Below are 18,486 nucleotides of genomic sequence, written 5' to 3'. Positions count from 1 at the left end.
GCCACGCGTAGTGGGATCCGTCCCCCAAGACGAACCCTCACCGCCCCATTAGACTCCCCACCCCCCGCGATGGTTACGTTCGGTCGCCTGTGATCTGCGTCTCTTGCCATATGGGGGCGTAAAAGGGCAAGAGCCTCGTTCTGAAGATCACGGCTCCGGTGTATGGGTGTTGTGCGGCTTATGGGGACTTGGTGAATCTATGGAGATTCGGTGAAGGTCCGCAGCCGCAGGCTGTTGGTGACCACGAAAACCGAGGAGAACGCCATCGCGGCGCCCGCGATCATCGGGTTGAGCATCCCCGCCGCGGCGAGCGGCAGCGCGGCGACGTTGTAGCCGAAGGCCCAGAAGAGATTGCCCTTGATGACGGCCAGGGTCCGGCGCGCCAGCCGGATCGCGTCCGCGGCCACCCGCAGATCGCCCCGTACCAGCGTCAGATCCCCGGCCTCGATGGCCGCGTCCGTCCCCGTGCCCATCGCCAGGCCCAGGTCGGCGGTGGCCAGGGCGGCCGCGTCGTTGACGCCGTCGCCGACCATCGCGACCGTACGGCCCTCCTCGCGCAGCCGCCGGACCACGTCCACCTTGTCCTGCGGCAGCACCTCGGCGATGACCTGCTCGATGCCCACCTCCCGGGCCACCGACTCGGCCACCAGCCGGTTGTCGCCGGTCAGGAGCACCGGGGTCAGACCGAGCCCGCGCAGCCGGGCCACGGCCTCGGCGCTGGTCTCCTTGATGGCGTCGGCGACCACCAGCACGCCCCGCGCCCGGCCGTCCCAGGCCACGGCGGCGGCCGTACGCCCCTCCGACTCGGCCGCGGCCTTCGCGGCCGCCAGTTCCTCGGTCAGTTCGGTCCCATGGGCCGCGAGCAGCTTCTCCCGGCCGACGAGGACGGTGTGTCCGTCCACGGTGCCCTGGACGCCGAGCCCGGGGATGTTCTCGAAGCCGTGGGCGGCCGGCAGGGCGCCGGTGCGGGCGGTGGCCCCCTCGGCGATGGCGCGGGCCACGGGGTGCTCGGAGGCGTGCTCCAGGGCCCCGGCGAGCCGCAGGAGCTCGTCCTCGGTCACGCCGGGGGCGGTGTGCACGCCGTAGAGCCGCATCCGGCCCGTCGTCACCGTGCCGGTCTTGTCGAGGACGACGGTGTCCACGCGACGGGTCGACTCCAGGACCTCGGGGCCCTTGATCAGGATGCCGAGCTGGGCGCCGCGCCCGGTGCCGACCATGAGGGCGGTCGGGGTGGCCAGGCCCAGGGCGCAGGGGCAGGCGATGATCAGTACGGCCACGGCGGCGGTGAACGCGGCGGTCGCGTCGCCGGTCAGCAGCAGCCAGACCAGCAGGGTGCCGACGGCGATGAGGACGACGACCGGCACAAAGACCCCGGAAACGCGGTCCGCGAGGCGCTGCACCTCCGCCTTGCCGTTCTGGGCGTCCTCCACCAGCGCGGCCATCCGGGACAGCTGGGTGTCGGCGCCGACGCGGGTGGCCTCGACGACCAGGCGGCCCGCGGCGTTCACGGTCGCGCCCGCCACGCTGTCGCCCACCGCGACGTCCACCGGCACCGACTCGCCGGTCAGCATGGAGGCGTCCACGGCCGAGGCGCCCTCGACCACCGTGCCGTCCGTGGCGATCTTCTCGCCGGGGCGCACCACGAAGCGGTCGCCGACGGCCAGCCGGGAGACCGGGATACGGACCTCCCTGCCCTCGCGCAGGACGGCCACGTCCTTGGCGCCCAGCTCCATCAGTGCCCGCAGCGCGGCGCCCGCCCGGCGCTTGGCCTTCGCCTCCAGGTAGCGGCCGAGGAGGATGAAGACGGTCACCCCCGCGGCGGCTTCCAGGTAGATCGAGGACGACCCGTCCGTACGCGCGACGGTGAGGTCGAAGCCGTGGCGCATGCCCGGCATGCCCGCGTCGCCGAAGAACAGGGCCCACAGCGACCAGCCGAAGGCGGCGAGGGTGCCGAGGGAGACCAGGGTGTCCATGGTGGCCGCGCCGTGCCGGGCGTTCGTCCAGGCGGCCTTGTGGAAGGGCAGACCGCCCCAGACCACGACGGGCGTGGCGAGGGCGAGGGACAGCCACTGCCAGTACGTGAACTGCAGCGACGGCACCATCGCGAGGAGGACGACGGGCATGGAGAGGATGAACGAGACCAGGAGGCGGTGGCGCGGCGCGTCGGTCTTCGCTTCGGTCTTTGCCTTGGTGCGCGCGCTGGTCTCCGCGACGGCGGGGGCGGCTGCTTCGCCCTGTGCGGCCGCTCCGGCTTCCGCCGTGGCACGGTCGGGCGCGGGTTCGGGCTCGGGCCCCGGCTCAGGTTCGCGCTCGGGCTCGGGGTCTGCGGGTTTCGGCGGCTCGGCGGTGTAGCCGGTTTTGACGACGGTGGCGATCAGATCGGCGATCTCGATCTCGCCGCCGTAGGTCACCTTGGCCTTTTCGGTGGCGTAGTTGACCGTGGCGGTGACGCCGTCCATGCGGTTGAGCTTCTTCTCGACCCGCGCCGCGCAGGAGGCGCAGGTCATGCCGCCGATGGCGAGCTCCACCTGGGAGTTCGCGGCCGCTGCCGGCGGGGCCTGCTCCGCCGACAGCGCCCGCGTCATCTCCCTCGCGGCTTCGGGGGCCGTGCTGGTCATGCTGGGTCTCCTGGGAGGAGGGCCGGGCCGTGCGGGGCGCCGCCGCGCGGCCCGATAGGGGGTGTGTCCTCGGGTGGTCAGGCCCGGCCGGTGAGTTCGTAACCGGCCTCGTCGACGGCGGCGCGCACGGCCTCGTCGTCGAGCGGGGCGGCGGAGACGACGGTGACCTGGCCGGTGGCGGCGACGGCCTTGACGGAGCTGACGCCGGCGATGGCGGAGATCTCCTCGGAGACGGCGCCCTCGCAGTGGCCGCAGGTCATGCCGGTCACCTGGTAGACGGTGGTGGTGCCGGACGCGGTGGTGGCCTCGGAGCTCATGTCTTCTCCTGTGCGGTGAGCGAGTGGACTGCGGCTGTGTTCATCGGTGTCCAGGGGGCGCGGGATCCTCCTGTGTCCCCTGACAATGACAGCATAATACCCCTAGGGGGTATGACGGGAGGGGGTGTCGCCCACCGGGTGTGATTCAACGGGCTCCGGTCACCGGGCAGTGGTCAGGGAGTGCGGGACGGGGTCTCGGTGCCGATGATCGGGGCCAGGTAGCCGTGGAGGGATGCCTTCAGCTCCTCGATGTAGGCGGCCTGCTCCTCGCCCTCATGGCTGAGTACGAGCTCGAGACCGGCCTTGAACAGGGAGAACACCATCGTGGCGGTGCGGGTCCTGCGCTCGGCGGGCAGCTCGGGCTGGATGAACCCGATCAGCTCCTCCAGGCGGGCCTGCAGGGCCACATGCAGCGCGTCATGGTCCTCGGTCATGACGCCGGGGATGTCGCCCGAATGGATGAGCGTCAGGAAGACGGGGTTCTGGCAGTTGAACTCGACCAGCGGGTCGACGACCGCGTCCAGCATGTCGCCGAGCGGGAGCGAGGCGTACTCGGGGGTGAAGAGCGCGCCGTGGGCCTCGCGCATCTGGTGGGTCAGGCGCTCGCCGAGTTCGACGGCGATGGCCTCCTTGTTCGGGAAGAACTGGTACAGCGTGCCGGGGGATACGCCGGCCTCGCGGGCGATGGCGTTGGTGCTCGCCGAGGCGTAGCCCGTCCTGCAGAACACGTTGGCCGCGGCTTCGAGCAGCTGCTGGATACGGCGCTCGCCGCGCGCCTGCCTGCGGCGCGGCTTCGCCTCGCCGGCGGGCTGTCCTGCCTTGGTCTCGGTCACGCGGTTATCCCCAGCTCTCGGTGGTTCATTGACAAACGCGAGTACCCGCTCGCATTCTTGAGAAATGCGAGCGGTCGCTCGTGTTTGCCGCTCCTTGGGCAATCGTCGACCCATGCTGCCTGCCTGCCGCCGCACCGGTGAGGCCCGCATGGACACAGGTGAAGGGGACACCCCGTTATGACCGTTGTCAACCGGCCGCACAGGGGCCGGACGCGAGGCTGGACGGGAGTGGTGACCGCCCGCCCGCGGCTGACCCTGCTGGTCGTCCTGCTGTTCACGGCGCTGGCCGTCGTGGCCGGAAGCGGGGTGGCCGACCGGCTGGGCAGCGGCGGTTGGCAGGACCCTGCCGCCGAGTCGGCGTACGCCACCAAGGCGCTCGAGAAGCACTTCCCGGCCTCCCAGCCGAATCTGCTGCTGATGGTCGACAGCGGCAAGGCGACGGTCGACGCCCCGGCGGTCGCCGCCGAGGGCCGGGCTCTCGCCAAGAAGCTCGCGGGCGAGGAGTCGGTCACCGGCGTCACCTCCTACTGGGACGGGGCCGCCGCCCTGCGGGACCGGGACGGGCGCGAGGCGCTGATCGCCGCGCGGATCGTGGGCGACGAAAGCGCCGCCGCGAAGGTGCTGGACCGCATAGCCCCCGCCTACCGGGGCGACCACGGGCCGGTGAAGGTCACGATCGGCGGCCCGGTCGCGGTGCGCCATGAGCTGCAGACCACCATCCAGGAGGATCTGCTGCGGGCCGAGATGATCGCCCTGCCCATCACCCTGCTGCTGCTCGTCATGGTCTTCGGCAGCGCCGTCGCGGCCCTGCTCCCGCTGGGCGTCGGCATCATCGCGATCCTGGGGACCGACGCCGTGCTGCGCGGCCTCACCGAGTTCACCGATGTCTCGGTGTTCGCGCAGAACCTGACCACCGCCCTCGGCCTCGGGCTCGCCATCGACTACGCCCTGTTCATCGTGCGGCGCTTCCGGGAGGAGCTGGGCCAGGGCGCGGAAACGCTGCCCGCCATCGCCACCACGCTGCGCACCGCGGGGCGCACGGTGCTGTTCTCCGCGATGACCGTCGCCGTCTCGCTCGCCGCCATGCTGGTCTTCCCGCAGTACTTCCTGCGCTCGTTCGCCTATGCGGGCATCGCGGTGGTGGTGATCGCCGCGGCGGCCGCGCTGGTGGTGCTGCCCGCCACGCTCGCCCTGCTCGGCGAGCGGGTGAACGCGCTGGACCTGACCCGGGTGTTCCGCCGCCGCTCGGAGCGGGGCGAGCCGGGAGCGGGCTGGGGCCGGGTGGCCCGGCTGGTGATGCGCCGGGCGCCGCTGTTCGCGCTGGCCACCGTCGCCGGTCTGGTGGTCCTCGGACTGCCCTTCCTGCGGGTGGAGTTCGGCACCGCCGACGACCGTCAGCTGCCCGCGAGCGCCGAGTCCCATGTCGTCCAGCAGCACATCAGGGAGAACTTCCCCGGCAGCCCCGGCGGGGCGATCGACATCCTGATCGACTCCCGGCCCGGCTCCCGGCCCGAACAGGCAGACCTCGCCGACTACAGCGGCAAGATCTCGGCCCTGCCCGGAGTGGCGCGCGTGGACAGCCCGGCAGGCCAGTTCGCGGGCGGTCGGCTGGTGGCGGAGCCCGGCCCGGTGGAGGCGGCGCGCGCAGCCGACGGGGCGGCGTATGTCACCGTGCTGTCCAAGGGCGAGATCGTGGACCAGACGAGCCAGCAGCTGGTGCGCGACATCCGCGCCCAGCACCCGCCGTTCACCGCCTCGGTCACCGGCGTCGCCGCGGTGCTGGTGGACAGCAAGGACTCCATAGCCGACCGGCTGCCCTGGGCCCTGGCCATCATCGTCGTCGTCACCCTGCTGCTGGTCTTCCTGCTCACCGGAAGCGTGCTGATCCCCCTCCAGGCGGTGCTGCTCAACGCCCTCAGCCTCACCGCGATGTTCGGGGCGGTGGTCTGGGTCTTCCAGGAGGGGCACCTCTCCGGCCCGCTGTCCTTCACCAGCACCGGGGACATCGAGACCACGCTGCCGGTGCTGATGTTCTGTGTGGCCTTCGGTCTTTCCATGGACTACGGCGTCTTTCTGCTCTCCCGGATCAAGGAGGAGTACGACCGTACGGGCGACCACCGCGCGGCCGTCGAGTTCGGCGTGCGGCGCACGGGCGGGCTGATCACCGCCGCCGCGGTGATCCTCGCCGTCGTCATGGTCGCCATCGGCACCTCGCGGGTGACCAACACCAAGATGCTCGGCCTCGGTATCGCCCTGGCCGTCCTGATGGACGCCATGGTGGTGCGCAGCCTGCTGGTGCCCGCGGTGATGCGGCTGACCGGGCGGGCGACCTGGTGGGCCCCGGGCCCGCTGCGCCGGCTGCACTCCCGTATCGGCCTCAGCGAGGGGGAATCGGCCGGCCCGGCGACCGGCGCCGCCCCCGTGGAGGAGGTCGGCGGCGCCGAGCTCCGCGCCGAGCGGGTGACCATCCCTTGACCCGCTATCCCTTGACCGCGCCCGAGAGCATGCCGGAGATGAAGTGACGCTGCAGAAAGACGTACAGGAGCACCACGGGCAGGGCGACGATCACCGAGGCGGCGGCCAGCAGCGAGAACTGGGTGGTGTGCTGGCCCTGGAAGAAGGCCAGCCCCAGCGGCACGGTCCGCTTGGCCTCGTCGGTGATCATGACCAGCGGAAGCAGAAACTCGTTCCAGGTCCACATGAACACCAGCATCGCCATGGTCAGCAGGGCCGGTCGGCCGGCGGGCACCAGGATTCCCCAGAAGTCCGAGGCGCCGTCGAGCCGGGCCGCCTCGATCACGCTGCGCGGCACCGAGCGGAAGAAGTTCCGCATCCAGAAGACGCCAAAGGCGAGCGACTGGGCGGTCTGCGGCAGGATCAGCGACCAGTAGGTGTCGCTCAGCCCCGCATCACGCAGATCGAAGTAGAGCGGGATGACGAACGCCTCGGGCGGGACCATCAGCCCGACCAGGGTGAGGTAGAACAGCGTGGACCGGCCCCGGTACTGGAAATGGGCGAAGGAGTAGCCCGCGAGGATCGCCAGCAGGCTCGTCAGCAGCACCACGCTGACCGCGACCAGCACGCTGGAGCCCAGATATGTGCCGAAGTGGCCCTGGGACCAGGCGGCGGAGAAGTTCCCCCAGTCCAGGGCGTTTAACAGTTGAGGGATTGGCCTGGGTTTCCTGGGCGTCGCGGGTGGGGTGGATGGGAGTGCGTAACCCGTACAGGAGTTTGGTCGTTGATGTGATCGTCGGGCCCGGGAATGGGGCGAGGCGCGTGAGGGGGTGGGTGGGGTGCGGCGCAGGATTGTGGTGGGTGAGGGGGAGGTGCAGCAGGTCGCAGCGGCCTGCGCCCGCGCGCTGCGTGGTGCGGATGCGGTGACCGGCCAGCAACTCGGCGAGGCGGCTTTGGTGGAACGGGCCGGGTGGCTGACCGCTCTCGTCGGGTCGCTGGCGGCAGGCGTGGTCCAGGAACACTGGAACGAACCCGATCTGGGCCGGCTTGCCTCCGGTGTCGACCGGTCGGGCGCGTCGCTGCCGTCCCAGGGGTGGATGGCACTGCGGCGGCTCGGCTGGTCGGTGACCGTCCCGGAGAGCGTGTACGTGCCGGAGAGCGTGTACGTGCCGGACCGGGTGGTGCGGATCGCGCAGGAGCAGGCGGGGCGGGTGCTGCGTTCGGCCTGGTGGCGCGCCGAGATCACTACCGCGCTCCTGGCGACCTGGCCCGCCATCCCCGCCCGGCGCACCGTGGCGGAGTGGGAGGCGCTGCGCGCCGCGCTGCCCGACGGCCCGGTGGTGGCGACGGGTGTGCTGCTGGCCCGGACCCGACAGATCGCCGCCTTCCAGGCCCGCCACCGGCGGCTGCCAGTGGATATGACAGAGTGCGAACAGGCGCCGGGCGCGGGTGGGCAGGTGGTGCTCGCGGCGGTCGACAAGCAGCTCGCCACCATCGAACGCTGCCCGGAAGACCCGTTCCGCTACGGCGTGCTGACGGTGCGGCTGCCGACCCGGCCCGCGCCCGGCTGCCGGGCGGACTGGCGTCCGGTGCGTATCCGGTTCCGGCTGCCGCCGCATGTGCCCGCGACAGCGGTGCTGTGCCCGCCGACCCTGCGCATCCGCCGGGGTCGACTGCTTCTCGATGTGCCCTACGCGCTCGCCGTCCCGAAACCGGAGCGGGCCGGACACCGCACGGCGGTGGCTTTCGACTGGGGGCTGAACACCCTGCTTACCGGCGGCACTCTGCACCTCACCGACGAGGCGCAGCCCCGTGTGCTGACCGACGGAAGGCCGGTGTACTTCCGTGCGGCCGGGGTGCTGGCCAAGGCCGACCGGCTGCGGATCCTGGGCGAGTACATCAGCGTCCGCATCGACCACCTGAGCCGCCTGATCACCTCACGACAGGAGCGCGGGATGCGCCCGGGCCCGCTGCTGGTGACCAAGCTCACTGTCCTGGAAACCGAGCGGGAGCGCGTCGCAAGGCGGCGTGCCCGGCTGAACGCGGCGCTCGCCAAGGCCGCCGCCCGCTTCATGACCGACTACGCGACCGCCGCCGGAGCGCGGGTCATCTACCTCGAAGACCTCCGCGATATGCAGGCGCGCGGCAAGGGCCGCACACTCAACACCCGCCTGTCCCAGACCGTGCGCGGCGCGATCGTCACCCACCTGCGCCACCGGGCCGCCGCTCACGGCATCGCGGTGGTCATCGTCCCGCCCCGGGGCACGTCGAAGTACTGCCCCCGGTGTCTGACCGCCTTCCGCCACCACAAGGCCCCCAATGACCGAGCAGCGGGCTGGGCGTGGGCGTCGTGCCCGAACGCCGCCTGCGGCTACAGCACTGGCCGGGACAACGCCGCCTGGCAGAGGATCGGCGCCCGTGGCCTGACCCACCAGCACAAGACCAACTTCGACCGCACCAGCAAAACCTTCGTCATCCGCAGCGTGGTCGAGGCCCTGGACCGGGCGAGCACGGTCCAGCAGCAGACCAGGGACCGCACCAAGAGCGGCCCCACGAACAAACGCCCTGTGCCCGGGAAGCGGCGCAGGGTCCCCGCCCCACCCGACACTCGTGCCCCAGCCAGGGCGCGGCCGGGTGGCAAGCGTCCGGCGGGGCGGACCCCCACGCACCCGACCCACCGCAGCCAGCGGTGTCCACGGCAGCAGGGACCGAACACGATCGGCAGTGCCCCCGCCCGGCCACACCGGCCGGACGGGGCCAGACTCGGGGCAGGCTTCCACCGCCACGCCCACACCACCCCCACCCGGGGACAGCCGAGTCACCATCCTCCCGAGCGGTCCCGAACACCCGGGATCACCCAGGAAACCCAAGCCGATTAGAGACGCTGGTGGAGTTGCCGGGGTGGTGCACCAGGTCGAAGGTGCGCAGTGCGGGAGGGTGAGGGCCCCGTGATCTGGCCGCGCAGACCGGGAAGGGTGACGGCGAAGAACTCCCGGACAGCCCCGGCGCCGTCGACCTTCGCGGCCTCGTACAGCTCGCGGGGTATCTGGCCGATGCCCGCGGTGAACAGCACGGAACGGTAGGCGGTGTCCCAGCGGTACGCCTTGGGTGTAGCGGTGGCCCGGATGGAGCAGCCGGGCCTTCACGAACGTGCTCATGTCGGGGTAGCCCTGGGGGCGGCGTTCTGAAGGGCGGCCTGGAAGAGGGCGCGGTCCTGGTCGGGAAGGTCACTGCCGGGCATCCGGCCGAGGAAGGCGCGGATGGCGGCGGGGGTGGGGGCTCCGGCGGCTCCGCCGAGCGTCCGTACGGACATCGAGGCGCAGATCGCGGCGTATCTGAGCCGGCTGGTCAGCGGCCAGCCGTCCTGGAGCAGGGCGGTCATCAAGGAGGCGGTGAAAACGTCGCCGGCTCCGGTGGGGTCGGCGACGGTGACCCGTGGGGAGGGGACGCGGACCAGGCCGCCGGTGGCCGGGTCGAGGCTGACGGCGCCGCGGGGGCCGTCGGTGACGACGACCAGCGGGACGTGGTCGGCCAGCACCTTGACGGCCTCGTCGACGGAGTCGGTGCGGGTGTAGTTCATCGCCTCGGTGGCGTTGGGGACGAACACGTCGACGTCGCCGAGCCGGGTGAGCAGATCGGGTGACCACGTTCCGGTCGGGTCCCAGCCGACTCCGCCGACCACCAGCGTGCCGCGGGCGCGCAGCTCCGTGGCCCAGCCGGGCAGCGGGTCGGCGATGCCCAGGTGCAGGACGCGTACGCGAGGCAGTTCGCCGTCCCAGGTGTCCGGGCGGCGGGCGCCGTCCTCCTCGTAGGTGATGAAGGCGCGGTCGTGTTCGTTGGCGACGGCCACCGTGATCGGGGTGTGCACGGAGGGGTCGCGGCGCAGCCAGCGCAGGTCCAGGCCCGGCTGGGTGCCGAGAACGGCGGCGAGGTGGTCGCCGAACAGGTCGGTGCCGATGACGGCGAACAGCCCGGTCTCAAGGCCCTGCCGGGCGGCGGCGACGCAGCGGGTGGCGGTCCCGCCGGCGGCCACCGCGAACCGGTCGGCGTAGACCTCGCTGCCGGGCGAGGGGAGGTGCGGGATACCGCCGAAGACGAGGTCGCAGAAGACCCCGCCCGCGAAGAGAGCGTCAAGCAAGGGAGCACCTTTCCATGCGCCGTCCATACGCCATCCATGTGCCGATGACACGGCGGCTGTGTCCGGTGGGTGCTCAACTATGAGCAATGAGATCCGCTGATGACAAGATTCAGTCAGTAAAGTGATTGTTTCTTGCCGCGATGACCGAAGTCAGTCATCGGTGCTACGGTCAATGCGTGACTTCGAGAAATCGGCATGCGAGAATCGTGGAGTCGCTGCGGGCGACCGGCGTCGCGTCGGTGCGCGACCTGGCCGAGAGCCTCCAGGTGAGCGAGTCCACCATCCGGCGTGATCTCAAGCAACTGGATCAGGACGGAGAGCTGGTACGCACCTATGGCGGCGCGGCCTTGACCGCGCGTCAGTCCCAGGAGGAGCCGCCGTTCGACGTCTCGGCGTCGCACGACCAGGCGATGAAGCAACGCATCGCGGAGCACGCCGCCGCACTCGTCCAGGACGACAGCGTGGTGGTGCTCGACATCGGCACCACCACCCCGCTGATCGCCCGCCGGCTGCGTGGCCGTCCGGTCACCGTCATCACCAGCAGCCTGGCGGTGCTGGACGAACTGCGCGACGACGACACCGTGCGGCTGGTCCTGCTGGGCGGTGTGCTGCGGCGCAACTTCCGTTCGTTCGTCGGCTCGCTCACCGAGACCGCGATGCGCCAGGTCAGCGCCGACCTGGTGTTCCTCAGCTGCACAGGGGTGCGCGCAAACGGCCATGTGGTGGACAACATGGCGGTGGAGGCGCCGATCAAGCAGGCCCTGATCGAGGCCGCCGACCAGGTGGTGCTGCTCGCCTCCGAGGCGAAGTTCCCCGGTTCGGGCTCGCTGCGCCTGTGCTCCCTCTCCGACGTCGACGTCCTGATCACCACGCAGGGCGCCGATCCTCAGACCGTCCAGCTCTGCCGCGAGGCGGGCGGAAAGGTGATCTCCGCATGAAACTGTCCATCCTCGGCGGTGGCGGCTTCCGGGTGCCGTACGTCTACCAGGCCCTGCTGCGTGACCAGGGCTCGCCGCGTATCGACGACGTCTGGCTGTACGACACCGACGCCGAACGGCTGAAGGCGATGACCGACGTGCTCGCCCGGTTCGCCGACGAGTTCCCCGACGCCCCCAAGGTCACCGCCACCACCTCACTCGACTCCGCCCTGGAGGGCAGCGACTTCGTCTTCGCCGCCATCCGGGTGGGCGGTCTCGCGGGCCGGGTGTGCGATGAGCGGGTGGCGCTCGACCTGAACGTACTCGGCCAGGAGACCACCGGGCCCGGCGGTCTCGCCTACGGGCTGCGGACCATCCCGGTGATGATGGACATCGCCCGGCGGGTGCGGGAGTTGGCGCCCAAGGCGTACGTCATCAACTTCACCAACCCCGCGGGGATGATCACCGAGGCGATGCAGAGCGTGCTCGGCGACCGGGTGCTCGGCATCTGCGATACGCCGTCCGGCCTGGGCCGCCGGGTCTCCACCGCGCTCGGACTCGACGCCTCCCGGGCCCAGTTCGACTACGTCGGCCTCAACCACCTGGGCTGGATGCGCCGGGTGCTGGTGGACGGCGAGGACGTACTGCCCCGGCTGCTCGCCGACGACGACCTGCTCGGCGACTTCGAGGAGGGCGTGGTCTTCGGCCGCGAATGGCTGCGCGACCTGGGGCTGATCCCCAACGAGTACCTGTACTACTACTACTTCAACCGGGACGCGGTGCGGTCCATCCTCGACGCCCCGCGCACCCGCGGTGAGTTCCTGTCCCGCCAGCAGGGCGAGTTCTACCAGCGGGTGACGCAGGCGGCGGGCGCGTCGCCGGTGGAGCTGTGGCGCGAGACGGTCGCCAACCGCAGCGCCAACTACATGGCCGAGGCCAAGGGCACGGTGCAGGGCGAGACACCGCCCGATGAGGCGTTCAGCCCCGACCCCGCCCACCAGGGGTACGCGGGGGTGGCGCTCTCCGTCATGGCGGCGGTCAGCCGCAATGAGCGCGCCACGATGATCCTCAACGTGCGCAACGGCACCACGATCGCCGCGCTGCCCGCCGACGCGGTGGTCGAGGTGCCCGTGACGGTCGACGCCAACGGCGTGCACCCGCTGGCCACGACACCGCCCGACCTGTCTCAGGCAGGGCTGATGCAGCAGGTCAAGGCGGTGGAGCGGCTGACCATCAGCGCCGCGCTGACGGGGTCCCGGGCGGACGCGGTCAAGGCGTTCTCGCTGCACCCGCTGGTCGACTCGGTCGCGGTCGGCCGGAAGCTGCTGGACGGCTACATCGACCGCATCCCCGAGGTCGCGGCGGTGTTCCACCGCTCCGCCTGACGGCGTCCACCCGGGGGCCTAGTCCCTGGGCTCACGCCGGGAGCGGTTGCCGGGTCTGAGGGTCACCCAGGTCCGGATGGTGTCCGCGTACCAATACGGCTTGCCGCCCTCCACATGATCGGGGGGCGGCAGCAGGCCGTGCTTGCGATATGACCGTACGGTGTCCGTCCGCACACCGATGTGCGCGGCGATCTCCTTGTACGACCAAAGCCTCCGGTCGGTCATCTCTCGCGCCTTCCTGCGGGCGCCGCAGTCAACGGTCCGCCAAGGGCCGTTGGGGGGAGCTGCGGGGCGACCGCTTGTGATCACTCAGCCTGTGCCCGGTCAACGACGGTGAGTGACGCCCGGATAGGCGTTGTTGAACGTCTGTGACGGAAGGATCGCGGAGATGTGACGGCCGTGACAGCCGGGTGACCCAGTGTGGGAACACTGGGCCACCCGGCGGCAGTACGGGAGGTTGGCTCAGGCGTAGAACGCGGGGCGCTCGATCATCTCGACCGCCGTGCGCTCGCCCGTGGTCTGCGCCCGGACCCCCGCCGCGCTGACGGCGGCCGCGGCATAGCCGTCCCAGGTGCTGGGGCCCTCCACCTCGCCGCGCCGGGTGGCGTTCACCCACGCCTGCACCTCGCGGTCGTACGCCTCCTCGAAGCGGGCCACGAAGTCCGGGGCGATCTCGCCGCCCCAGCCGCCCGTGCGGTTGATCAGCATGCCGTGGGCGTCGCCGACGCGCGCGGTGCCGCGCTCGCAGACCGCCTCGGCCTGCACCTGGTAGCCGAAGCCGCAGGTCGCGAAGATCTCGACATTGACGAGCGAGCCGCCGTCGGTCTCGAAAATCACCAACTGCGGGTCGCTGAGCCCTTCGGGGGCGTGTGCGCTGGGGGCCGGGCGCAGCACGGTCACCGCGGTGATCTCCTGCTCCAGCAGCCAGCGGGACTGGTCCATCTCGTGCACCACCGAGTCGGTGATGAGCATGTCGCTGGTGAAGTAGGAGTGCACGGAGGCGTTGCGGTGGCGGCAGTGCAGCAGCAGGGGGCGCCCGAGCTCGCCGCCCGCGAGCAGCGCCTTGAGCTTCATGAACTCGCTGTCGTAGCGCCGCATGAAGCCGACCTGCACCCGGCGGTGGCCCAGCCGCTGCTCGGCCTCCAGCACCCGCAGCGCGGACTCCGGGTCCGGGGTGAGCGGCTTCTCGCACAGCACCGGCAGATCGTGCTCGAAGGCGGTCAGCAGCGCGGCCTCGTGGGCCGGTCCCGGCGAGGCGATCAGTACGGCGTCCACGTCCGGCGCGGCCATGGCTGCGGCCGGGTCGGTGTAGGCCGCGGCGCCCTCGACACCGTCGGCGACATGCTTGGCGCGCGTCTCGTCGATATCGACGACGGCGGCCACCCGCGCCCCGCTGATCACGTCGTTGATCCGACGGACATGATCGGCGCCCATCATGCCGGTCCCGATGACGGCGACCCCGAGCGTCCCCTGCTGCGTCATGGTGTGTCTTCTCTCCCTGTTCCGGTGTGGCGGGTGAAAGCGTCAGGCGCCGCAGGAGCGCAGGAAGCGGCGGGTGCGCTGGGCGATCGGGAACGGCTTGTCGGGCGGGCAGGGGTACATGTCCTGCTCGACGATGGCGAACAGATCCACGTTCAGCTGCTGGGCCGCGGTCAGCACGGGTCCGAGGGCGGGGACGCCATTCGGCGGTTCGCACATGACCCCGCGCTGGACGGCGGGCCCGAAGGGCACCTCGTTCTTGACGACGTCGGCCAGGATCTCCGGATCGACCTGCTTGAGGTGGAGATAGCCGATGCGCTCGCCGTAGGTCTCGATGAGTTTGACGCTGTCGCCGCCGCAGTAGGCGTAGTGCCCGGTGTCCAGACAGAGGTTGACCACGTCGGAGTCGGTGGAGTCGAGGAAGCGGGCGACGTTCTCCTCGCCGTCGATGTGGGTGTCGGCGTGCGGGTGGACCACGATGTCGAGTCCGAAGCGCTCGCGCACCTGGCGGCCCAGCCGCTCCATACCGGTGGACAGATGGCGCCACTGCTCGGCGGTCAGCTGCGGGGGCTCGATCAGCTCGGCGGTCTTGTCGTCCCGCCAGAAGGACGGGATGACGACCAGATGGCGGGCGCCCATGGCCTGGGTGAGCCCGGCCACCTGGGAGACATGCTCCCAGGTGGCGTCCCAGACGCCGGGGCCGCGGTGCAGGGCGGTGAAGACCGTGCCGGCCGAGACCTTCAGATTCCGCCGGCCGACCTCCTCGGCGAGCCGCGCCGGGTCGCTCGGCAGATAGCCGTACGGGCCCAGCTCGATCCACTCGTAGCCCGCCTCGGCGACCTCGTCGAGAAAGCGCTGCCAGGGGACCTGCTGCGGGTCGTCGGGGAACCACACGCCCCAGGAGTCGGGGGCCGAACCGACCCGGATGCGGTCCAGGGCGGGTACGGGGGAGGCGGCAGTCATGAAGGGGAACTCCTCTCACCGGTCGTCGGCGACCGGGGAAGGGGGCGTGCGGTGCGGGTGGGGCTGTGGTGCGGGTGGGACTGTCGTGCCCGGGTGATGCTGTTTTGGGCAGCTTCATGGGCCGGGTGGCCATCCGTCAAGGTTTCGTCAGGACATTCGGACGTAAGGTCAGGATGCCAGGGTGAACGTACCGTCGGCACGCGGCCGTACGGAGGCGGGGTCGCACGGAGGCGGGGCGAGCCGGCGGGGCGGGGGTCAGGCGGAGGGGGGTCAGGCGGAGGGGGTCTGCACAGTTTCCGGCAGCTCCTCCACATCGACCCCGCGGACCTGCGCGAGCTCATGCTTGAGCGCGGCCAGTTCGGCCCCGCCCGCCATGTGGTTGGTGAGCTCTTCCAGGGTGACGTCCGCACGGGCGGCGTTCAGCTCCAGCGCACCGAGCCGGAGCACCGAGAAATGGTCGCCCACCATATAGGCGTGGTGGGGGTTGTGGGTGATGAAGATGACGCCGAGCCCGCGCTCGCGCGCGGCGGCGATGTACTTGAGCACCACTCCGGACTGCTTGACGCCGAGCGCCGCCGTCGGCTCGTCCAGGATCAGCACCCGGGCGCCGAAGTACACGGCCCGGGCGATGGCCACCGACTGGCGCTGGCCGCCGGAGAGGGTGCCGATGGGCTGGTCCAGGTCGTCGAGGTGGATGCCCATGGCGGACAGCTCCTCGTCGGTGATCCGCTTCATCCGCTCGATGTCCAGGCGTCGCACGGGCCAGGGGCCGCGGGTCAGCTCGGAGCCGAGGAAGAAGTTCCGCCACACCGGCATCAGCGGCACGGTGGCCAGGTCCTGGTACACGGTGGCGATGCCGAGGTTGAGGGCGTCGCGCGGATTGGACAGGCGCACCGGATTGCCGTCGACGAGGAATTCCCCCTCGTCGTGCTGATGCAGCCCGGACACGATCTTGATGAGGGTGGACTTGCCGGCGCCATTGTCGCCCAGTACGCAGGTCACCTGGCCCGGCCGTACGGCCAGGTCGATTCCGTGCAGCGCGCGGACGTTGCCGTAGAGCTTGCCGACGCCGCCCAGCCGGACCACCGGCTCCGGGCTCCGGCCCGCGGCGGCTTCCTTGGTCACGTTCGTGGCCATTGCCATCACCTCCTGGTCGCCTGGCGGCGCACCCACAGATTGACCAGCGTCGCGAGCAGCAGCATCACGCCGACGAAGAACTTGAACCAGTCGGGGTTCCAGTTGGCGTAGACGATGCCCTGGTTGACCATGCCGAAGATGAAGGCGCCCAGGACCGCGCCGATCGCCGAGCCATAGCCGCCGGTGAGCAGACAGCCGCCGATCACCGCCGCGATGATGTAGTAGAACTCGTTGCCCACGCCCTCGCCGGCCTGCACGGTGTTGTACTCGAACAGCAGGTGCATCCCGACGAACCAGGCCGCGAAGCCCACGGTCATAAACAGCGCGATCTTGGTGAAGGTCACCGGGACACCCACGGCCCGGGCGCTCTCCTTGGAGCCGCCCACCGCGAAGATCCAGTTGCCGAACTTGGTGCGCAGCAGCACCCAGGTGGCGATGGCCGCGAAGAACAGCCACCACAGCACGGTGATCTTCACATCCATGCCGCCGATCGAGATCTCGGAGGCGAAGACCGACTTGGCCTGGTCGAAGCCGTCCATGTCATTGATCGTGTCGGTGGCGACATTGTCGGTCAGCAGCTTGGTGACGGCCAGGTTGGCGCCCTGGAGCATCAGGAAGCTGGCGAGGGTGACCAGGAAGCTGGGCAGTCCGGTCTTGATCAGCAGGATGCCGTTGATCAGGCCCACGGTGAGCGAGACGGCCAGGGCGACCAGGACTCCCACCCACACATTGGTGGTGAGCTGGAAGCTGAGCATGCTCGCGGTCAGCGCGGAGGAGGTGACGGCGACACCGGCCGACAGGTCGAACTCGCCGCCGATCATCAGCAGGGAGACGGCCAGGGCCATGATGCCGATGGTGGACCCCTGGTAGAGGACCGTGGCGAAGGAGTCGGCCTGGCGGAAGGTCGGGGCGGCGGCGAAGAAGAAGACGTAGACGCCGATGGCCGCGACCAGCGCGCCGATCTCGGGGCGGGCCAGCGTCCGGCGGAGCAGCGAGCGCTCGGTGGTGCGGGCCTTGTGGGCGGTGGGGGAGGCCGGCGGCGTCGCCGCCGCCGGCGTCGTGGTCTGGGTCATCGGACGATCACCGGGTGCCCTTCGCGGCGAACTTGGCGATGGTCTCGACGTTGTCCTTGGAGACGAAGGCGGGCCCGGTCAGGACGGGCTTCTCGCCACCGCCGCTGAAGTTGCCGTTGACCTTGTAGAGCCACAGCGAGTCGATCGACAGATAGCCCTGGAGATACGGCTGCTGGTCGACGGCGAACTGCACGTCGCCGCTCTTGACCGCGTTGACAAGGTCCTTGTTGAGGTCGAAGGTGGCGACCTTGGCCTTGCCCCCGGCCTCGTCGGCGGACTGGACGGCGGTGAGGGCGAAGGGGGCGCCGAGGGTGACGACGTAGTCGATGCTGGAGTCCTGCCTGAGCTTTGCGGTGATCGTCGACTTGACCGACGGCATATCGGTGCCGTTGACGTAAAGGTTCTCCGTCTTGCCCTTGAAGGTCTTCTTCACACCGGCGCAGCGGGCCTCGAGGGCGACATGGCCCTGCTCCTGGATCACACAGATGTTGTGCTTGGCGCCGATCTCGTTCAGCCGCTTGCCGAAGGCCTGGCCGGCGATGTTCTCGTCCTGGCCGAAGTACTCGAGCAGGCCCATGTCCTTCCAGTTGTCGAGTCCGGCGTTGAACCCGACGACAGGGATGCCGGCCTTCTCGGCCTTGGCTATGACGCCCTTCATGGCGTCGGGCTTGGCGAGGGTGACCGCGATGCCGTCGACGTGCTGGTCGATGGCGTTCTGGATGAGGTTCGCCTGGTCGGCCGCGTTGGGGTTGCTGGAGTAGACCAGGTCCACGTTGTCCTTGGCCGCCGCCGCCTTGGCGCCCTTGCGGATGGTGTCCCAGAAGGTGTCGCCCGGTGCCGCGTGGGTGATCATCGCGATCTTCAGCCGGGGGGTGTTCGCCTTGCCGGCGGAGATGTCGTCCGAGGCTTCCTGGGCCTTCTTGCCGCCGCTGCTGCTGCAGCCGGTGGCGATGAGGACGCCTGCCGTGACGAGAGCAGCCAGGGCCGAAGCTCTGCGGGTTCGGTTGATTCTGAGGTCCATCTGTTCCAGCACCTCTCAAGCCGGGACCGTTGTTGACACGGCCGTTGCGAAGGGGAGCCAACTCCCCGGGGCCGTCGACTGTCAAGGGTTTGTCATGACAACATTTCATCTGGACGTAACGAGGGGATAACGTCGCCCGTCGACGCCCTTG

Annotated in this window: 14 protein-coding genes and 2 pseudogenes; 4 read left to right on the top strand and 12 right to left on the bottom strand. The window is 70.4% G+C overall.

Features of this window, described 5'->3' with window-relative positions; genetic code table 11:
- Positions 1-197: 197 nt before the first annotated feature.
- The 3 genes from ACFV2X_RS03720 to ACFV2X_RS03710 all read right to left on the bottom strand — a co-directional run bounded on the left by ACFV2X_RS03720 (position 198) and on the right by ACFV2X_RS03710 (position 3,768).
- Positions 198-2,618 carry a heavy metal translocating P-type ATPase gene (locus ACFV2X_RS03720; RefSeq protein ID WP_385610945.1) on the bottom strand — a complete coding sequence of 807 codons (2,421 nt, stop codon included), beginning with the start codon at positions 2,616-2,618 and terminating at the stop codon, positions 198-200.
- A 77-nt stretch (positions 2,619-2,695) separates the two neighbouring features.
- A complete protein-coding gene (locus tag ACFV2X_RS03715) occupies positions 2,696-2,935 on the bottom strand; it encodes a heavy-metal-associated domain-containing protein (protein ID WP_358635833.1) in 240 nt (79 codons plus the stop codon).
- A gap of 173 nt (positions 2,936-3,108) precedes the next feature.
- The gene (locus tag ACFV2X_RS03710) at positions 3,109-3,768 is read right to left on the bottom strand and encodes a TetR/AcrR family transcriptional regulator (protein WP_385610943.1); all 660 of its coding nucleotides are present in this window, start codon (positions 3,766-3,768) and stop codon (positions 3,109-3,111) included.
- 177 nt (positions 3,769-3,945) lie between these two features.
- On the opposite strand from ACFV2X_RS03710, the gene ACFV2X_RS03705 reads away from it, so the two are divergent.
- Complete coding sequence (locus ACFV2X_RS03705) at positions 3,946-6,243, top strand: MMPL family transporter (protein WP_385610941.1); 2,298 nt, start codon at positions 3,946-3,948, stop codon at positions 6,241-6,243.
- Between the two features lie 4 nt (positions 6,244-6,247).
- Here ACFV2X_RS03705 and ACFV2X_RS03700 read toward each other — a convergent pair.
- Positions 6,248-6,916, bottom strand: a pseudogene (locus ACFV2X_RS03700) (carbohydrate ABC transporter permease); the annotation flags it as partial.
- A gap of 178 nt (positions 6,917-7,094) precedes the next feature.
- Between ACFV2X_RS03700 and ACFV2X_RS03695 the strand changes: the two are divergent.
- Complete coding sequence (locus ACFV2X_RS03695; RefSeq protein ID WP_385610939.1) at positions 7,095-9,101, top strand: zinc ribbon domain-containing protein; 2,007 nt, start codon at positions 7,095-7,097, stop codon at positions 9,099-9,101.
- A 1-nt stretch (position 9,102) separates the two neighbouring features.
- Here the strand turns inward: ACFV2X_RS03695 and ACFV2X_RS03690 are convergent.
- Positions 9,103-9,295, bottom strand: a pseudogene (locus ACFV2X_RS03690) (sugar ABC transporter permease); the annotation flags it as partial.
- An 81-nt stretch (positions 9,296-9,376) separates the two neighbouring features.
- Complete coding sequence (locus tag ACFV2X_RS03685) at positions 9,377-10,360, bottom strand: carbohydrate kinase family protein (RefSeq protein WP_385610937.1); 984 nt, start codon at positions 10,358-10,360, stop codon at positions 9,377-9,379.
- Positions 10,361-10,536: 176 nt separating this feature from the next.
- Here ACFV2X_RS03685 and ACFV2X_RS03680 point away from each other — a divergent pair, with 176 nt between their 5' ends.
- On the top strand, positions 10,537-11,298 hold the full coding sequence (locus ACFV2X_RS03680) for a DeoR/GlpR family DNA-binding transcription regulator (protein ID WP_385610934.1): 762 nt from the start codon (positions 10,537-10,539) through the stop codon (positions 11,296-11,298).
- On the top strand, positions 11,295-12,662 hold the full coding sequence (locus tag ACFV2X_RS03675) for a 6-phospho-beta-glucosidase (protein WP_385610932.1): 1,368 nt from the start codon (positions 11,295-11,297) through the stop codon (positions 12,660-12,662). The genes ACFV2X_RS03680 and ACFV2X_RS03675 overlap by 4 nt, the downstream gene beginning before the upstream one ends.
- An 18-nt stretch (positions 12,663-12,680) precedes the next feature.
- Here the strand turns inward: ACFV2X_RS03675 and ACFV2X_RS03670 are convergent, their stop codons facing one another.
- The 6 genes from ACFV2X_RS03670 to ACFV2X_RS03645 form a co-directional block, all read right to left on the bottom strand.
- Positions 12,681-12,887, bottom strand: a complete 207-nt coding sequence (locus ACFV2X_RS03670; RefSeq protein ID WP_089506867.1) for an AlpA family transcriptional regulator — start codon at positions 12,885-12,887, stop codon at positions 12,681-12,683.
- A gap of 237 nt (positions 12,888-13,124) precedes the next feature.
- Positions 13,125-14,144, bottom strand: a complete 1,020-nt coding sequence (locus ACFV2X_RS03665) for a Gfo/Idh/MocA family protein (protein ID WP_385610929.1) — start codon at positions 14,142-14,144, stop codon at positions 13,125-13,127.
- 42 nt (positions 14,145-14,186) lie between these two features.
- Complete coding sequence (locus tag ACFV2X_RS03660; RefSeq protein WP_385610926.1) at positions 14,187-15,104, bottom strand: sugar phosphate isomerase/epimerase family protein; 918 nt, start codon at positions 15,102-15,104, stop codon at positions 14,187-14,189.
- Positions 15,105-15,374: 270 nt separating this feature from the next.
- On the bottom strand, positions 15,375-16,241 hold the full coding sequence (locus tag ACFV2X_RS03655; RefSeq protein WP_385610924.1) for an ATP-binding cassette domain-containing protein: 867 nt from the start codon (positions 16,239-16,241) through the stop codon (positions 15,375-15,377).
- Positions 16,242-16,246: 5 nt separating this feature from the next.
- Entirely contained in the window at positions 16,247-17,314 is a 1,068-nt protein-coding gene (locus ACFV2X_RS03650; RefSeq protein ID WP_385610922.1) for an ABC transporter permease, read from the bottom strand.
- Positions 17,315-17,321: 7 nt separating this feature from the next.
- Entirely contained in the window at positions 17,322-18,335 is a 1,014-nt protein-coding gene (locus ACFV2X_RS03645) for a sugar ABC transporter substrate-binding protein (protein ID WP_385610920.1), read from the bottom strand.
- Positions 18,336-18,486 lie beyond the last annotated feature (151 nt).

The organism is Streptomyces sp. NPDC059679 (assembly GCF_042734105.1).
Taxonomy (GTDB): domain Bacteria; phylum Actinomycetota; class Actinomycetes; order Streptomycetales; family Streptomycetaceae; genus Streptomyces.
This window is presented reverse-complemented; position numbering and strand designations above follow the sequence as displayed.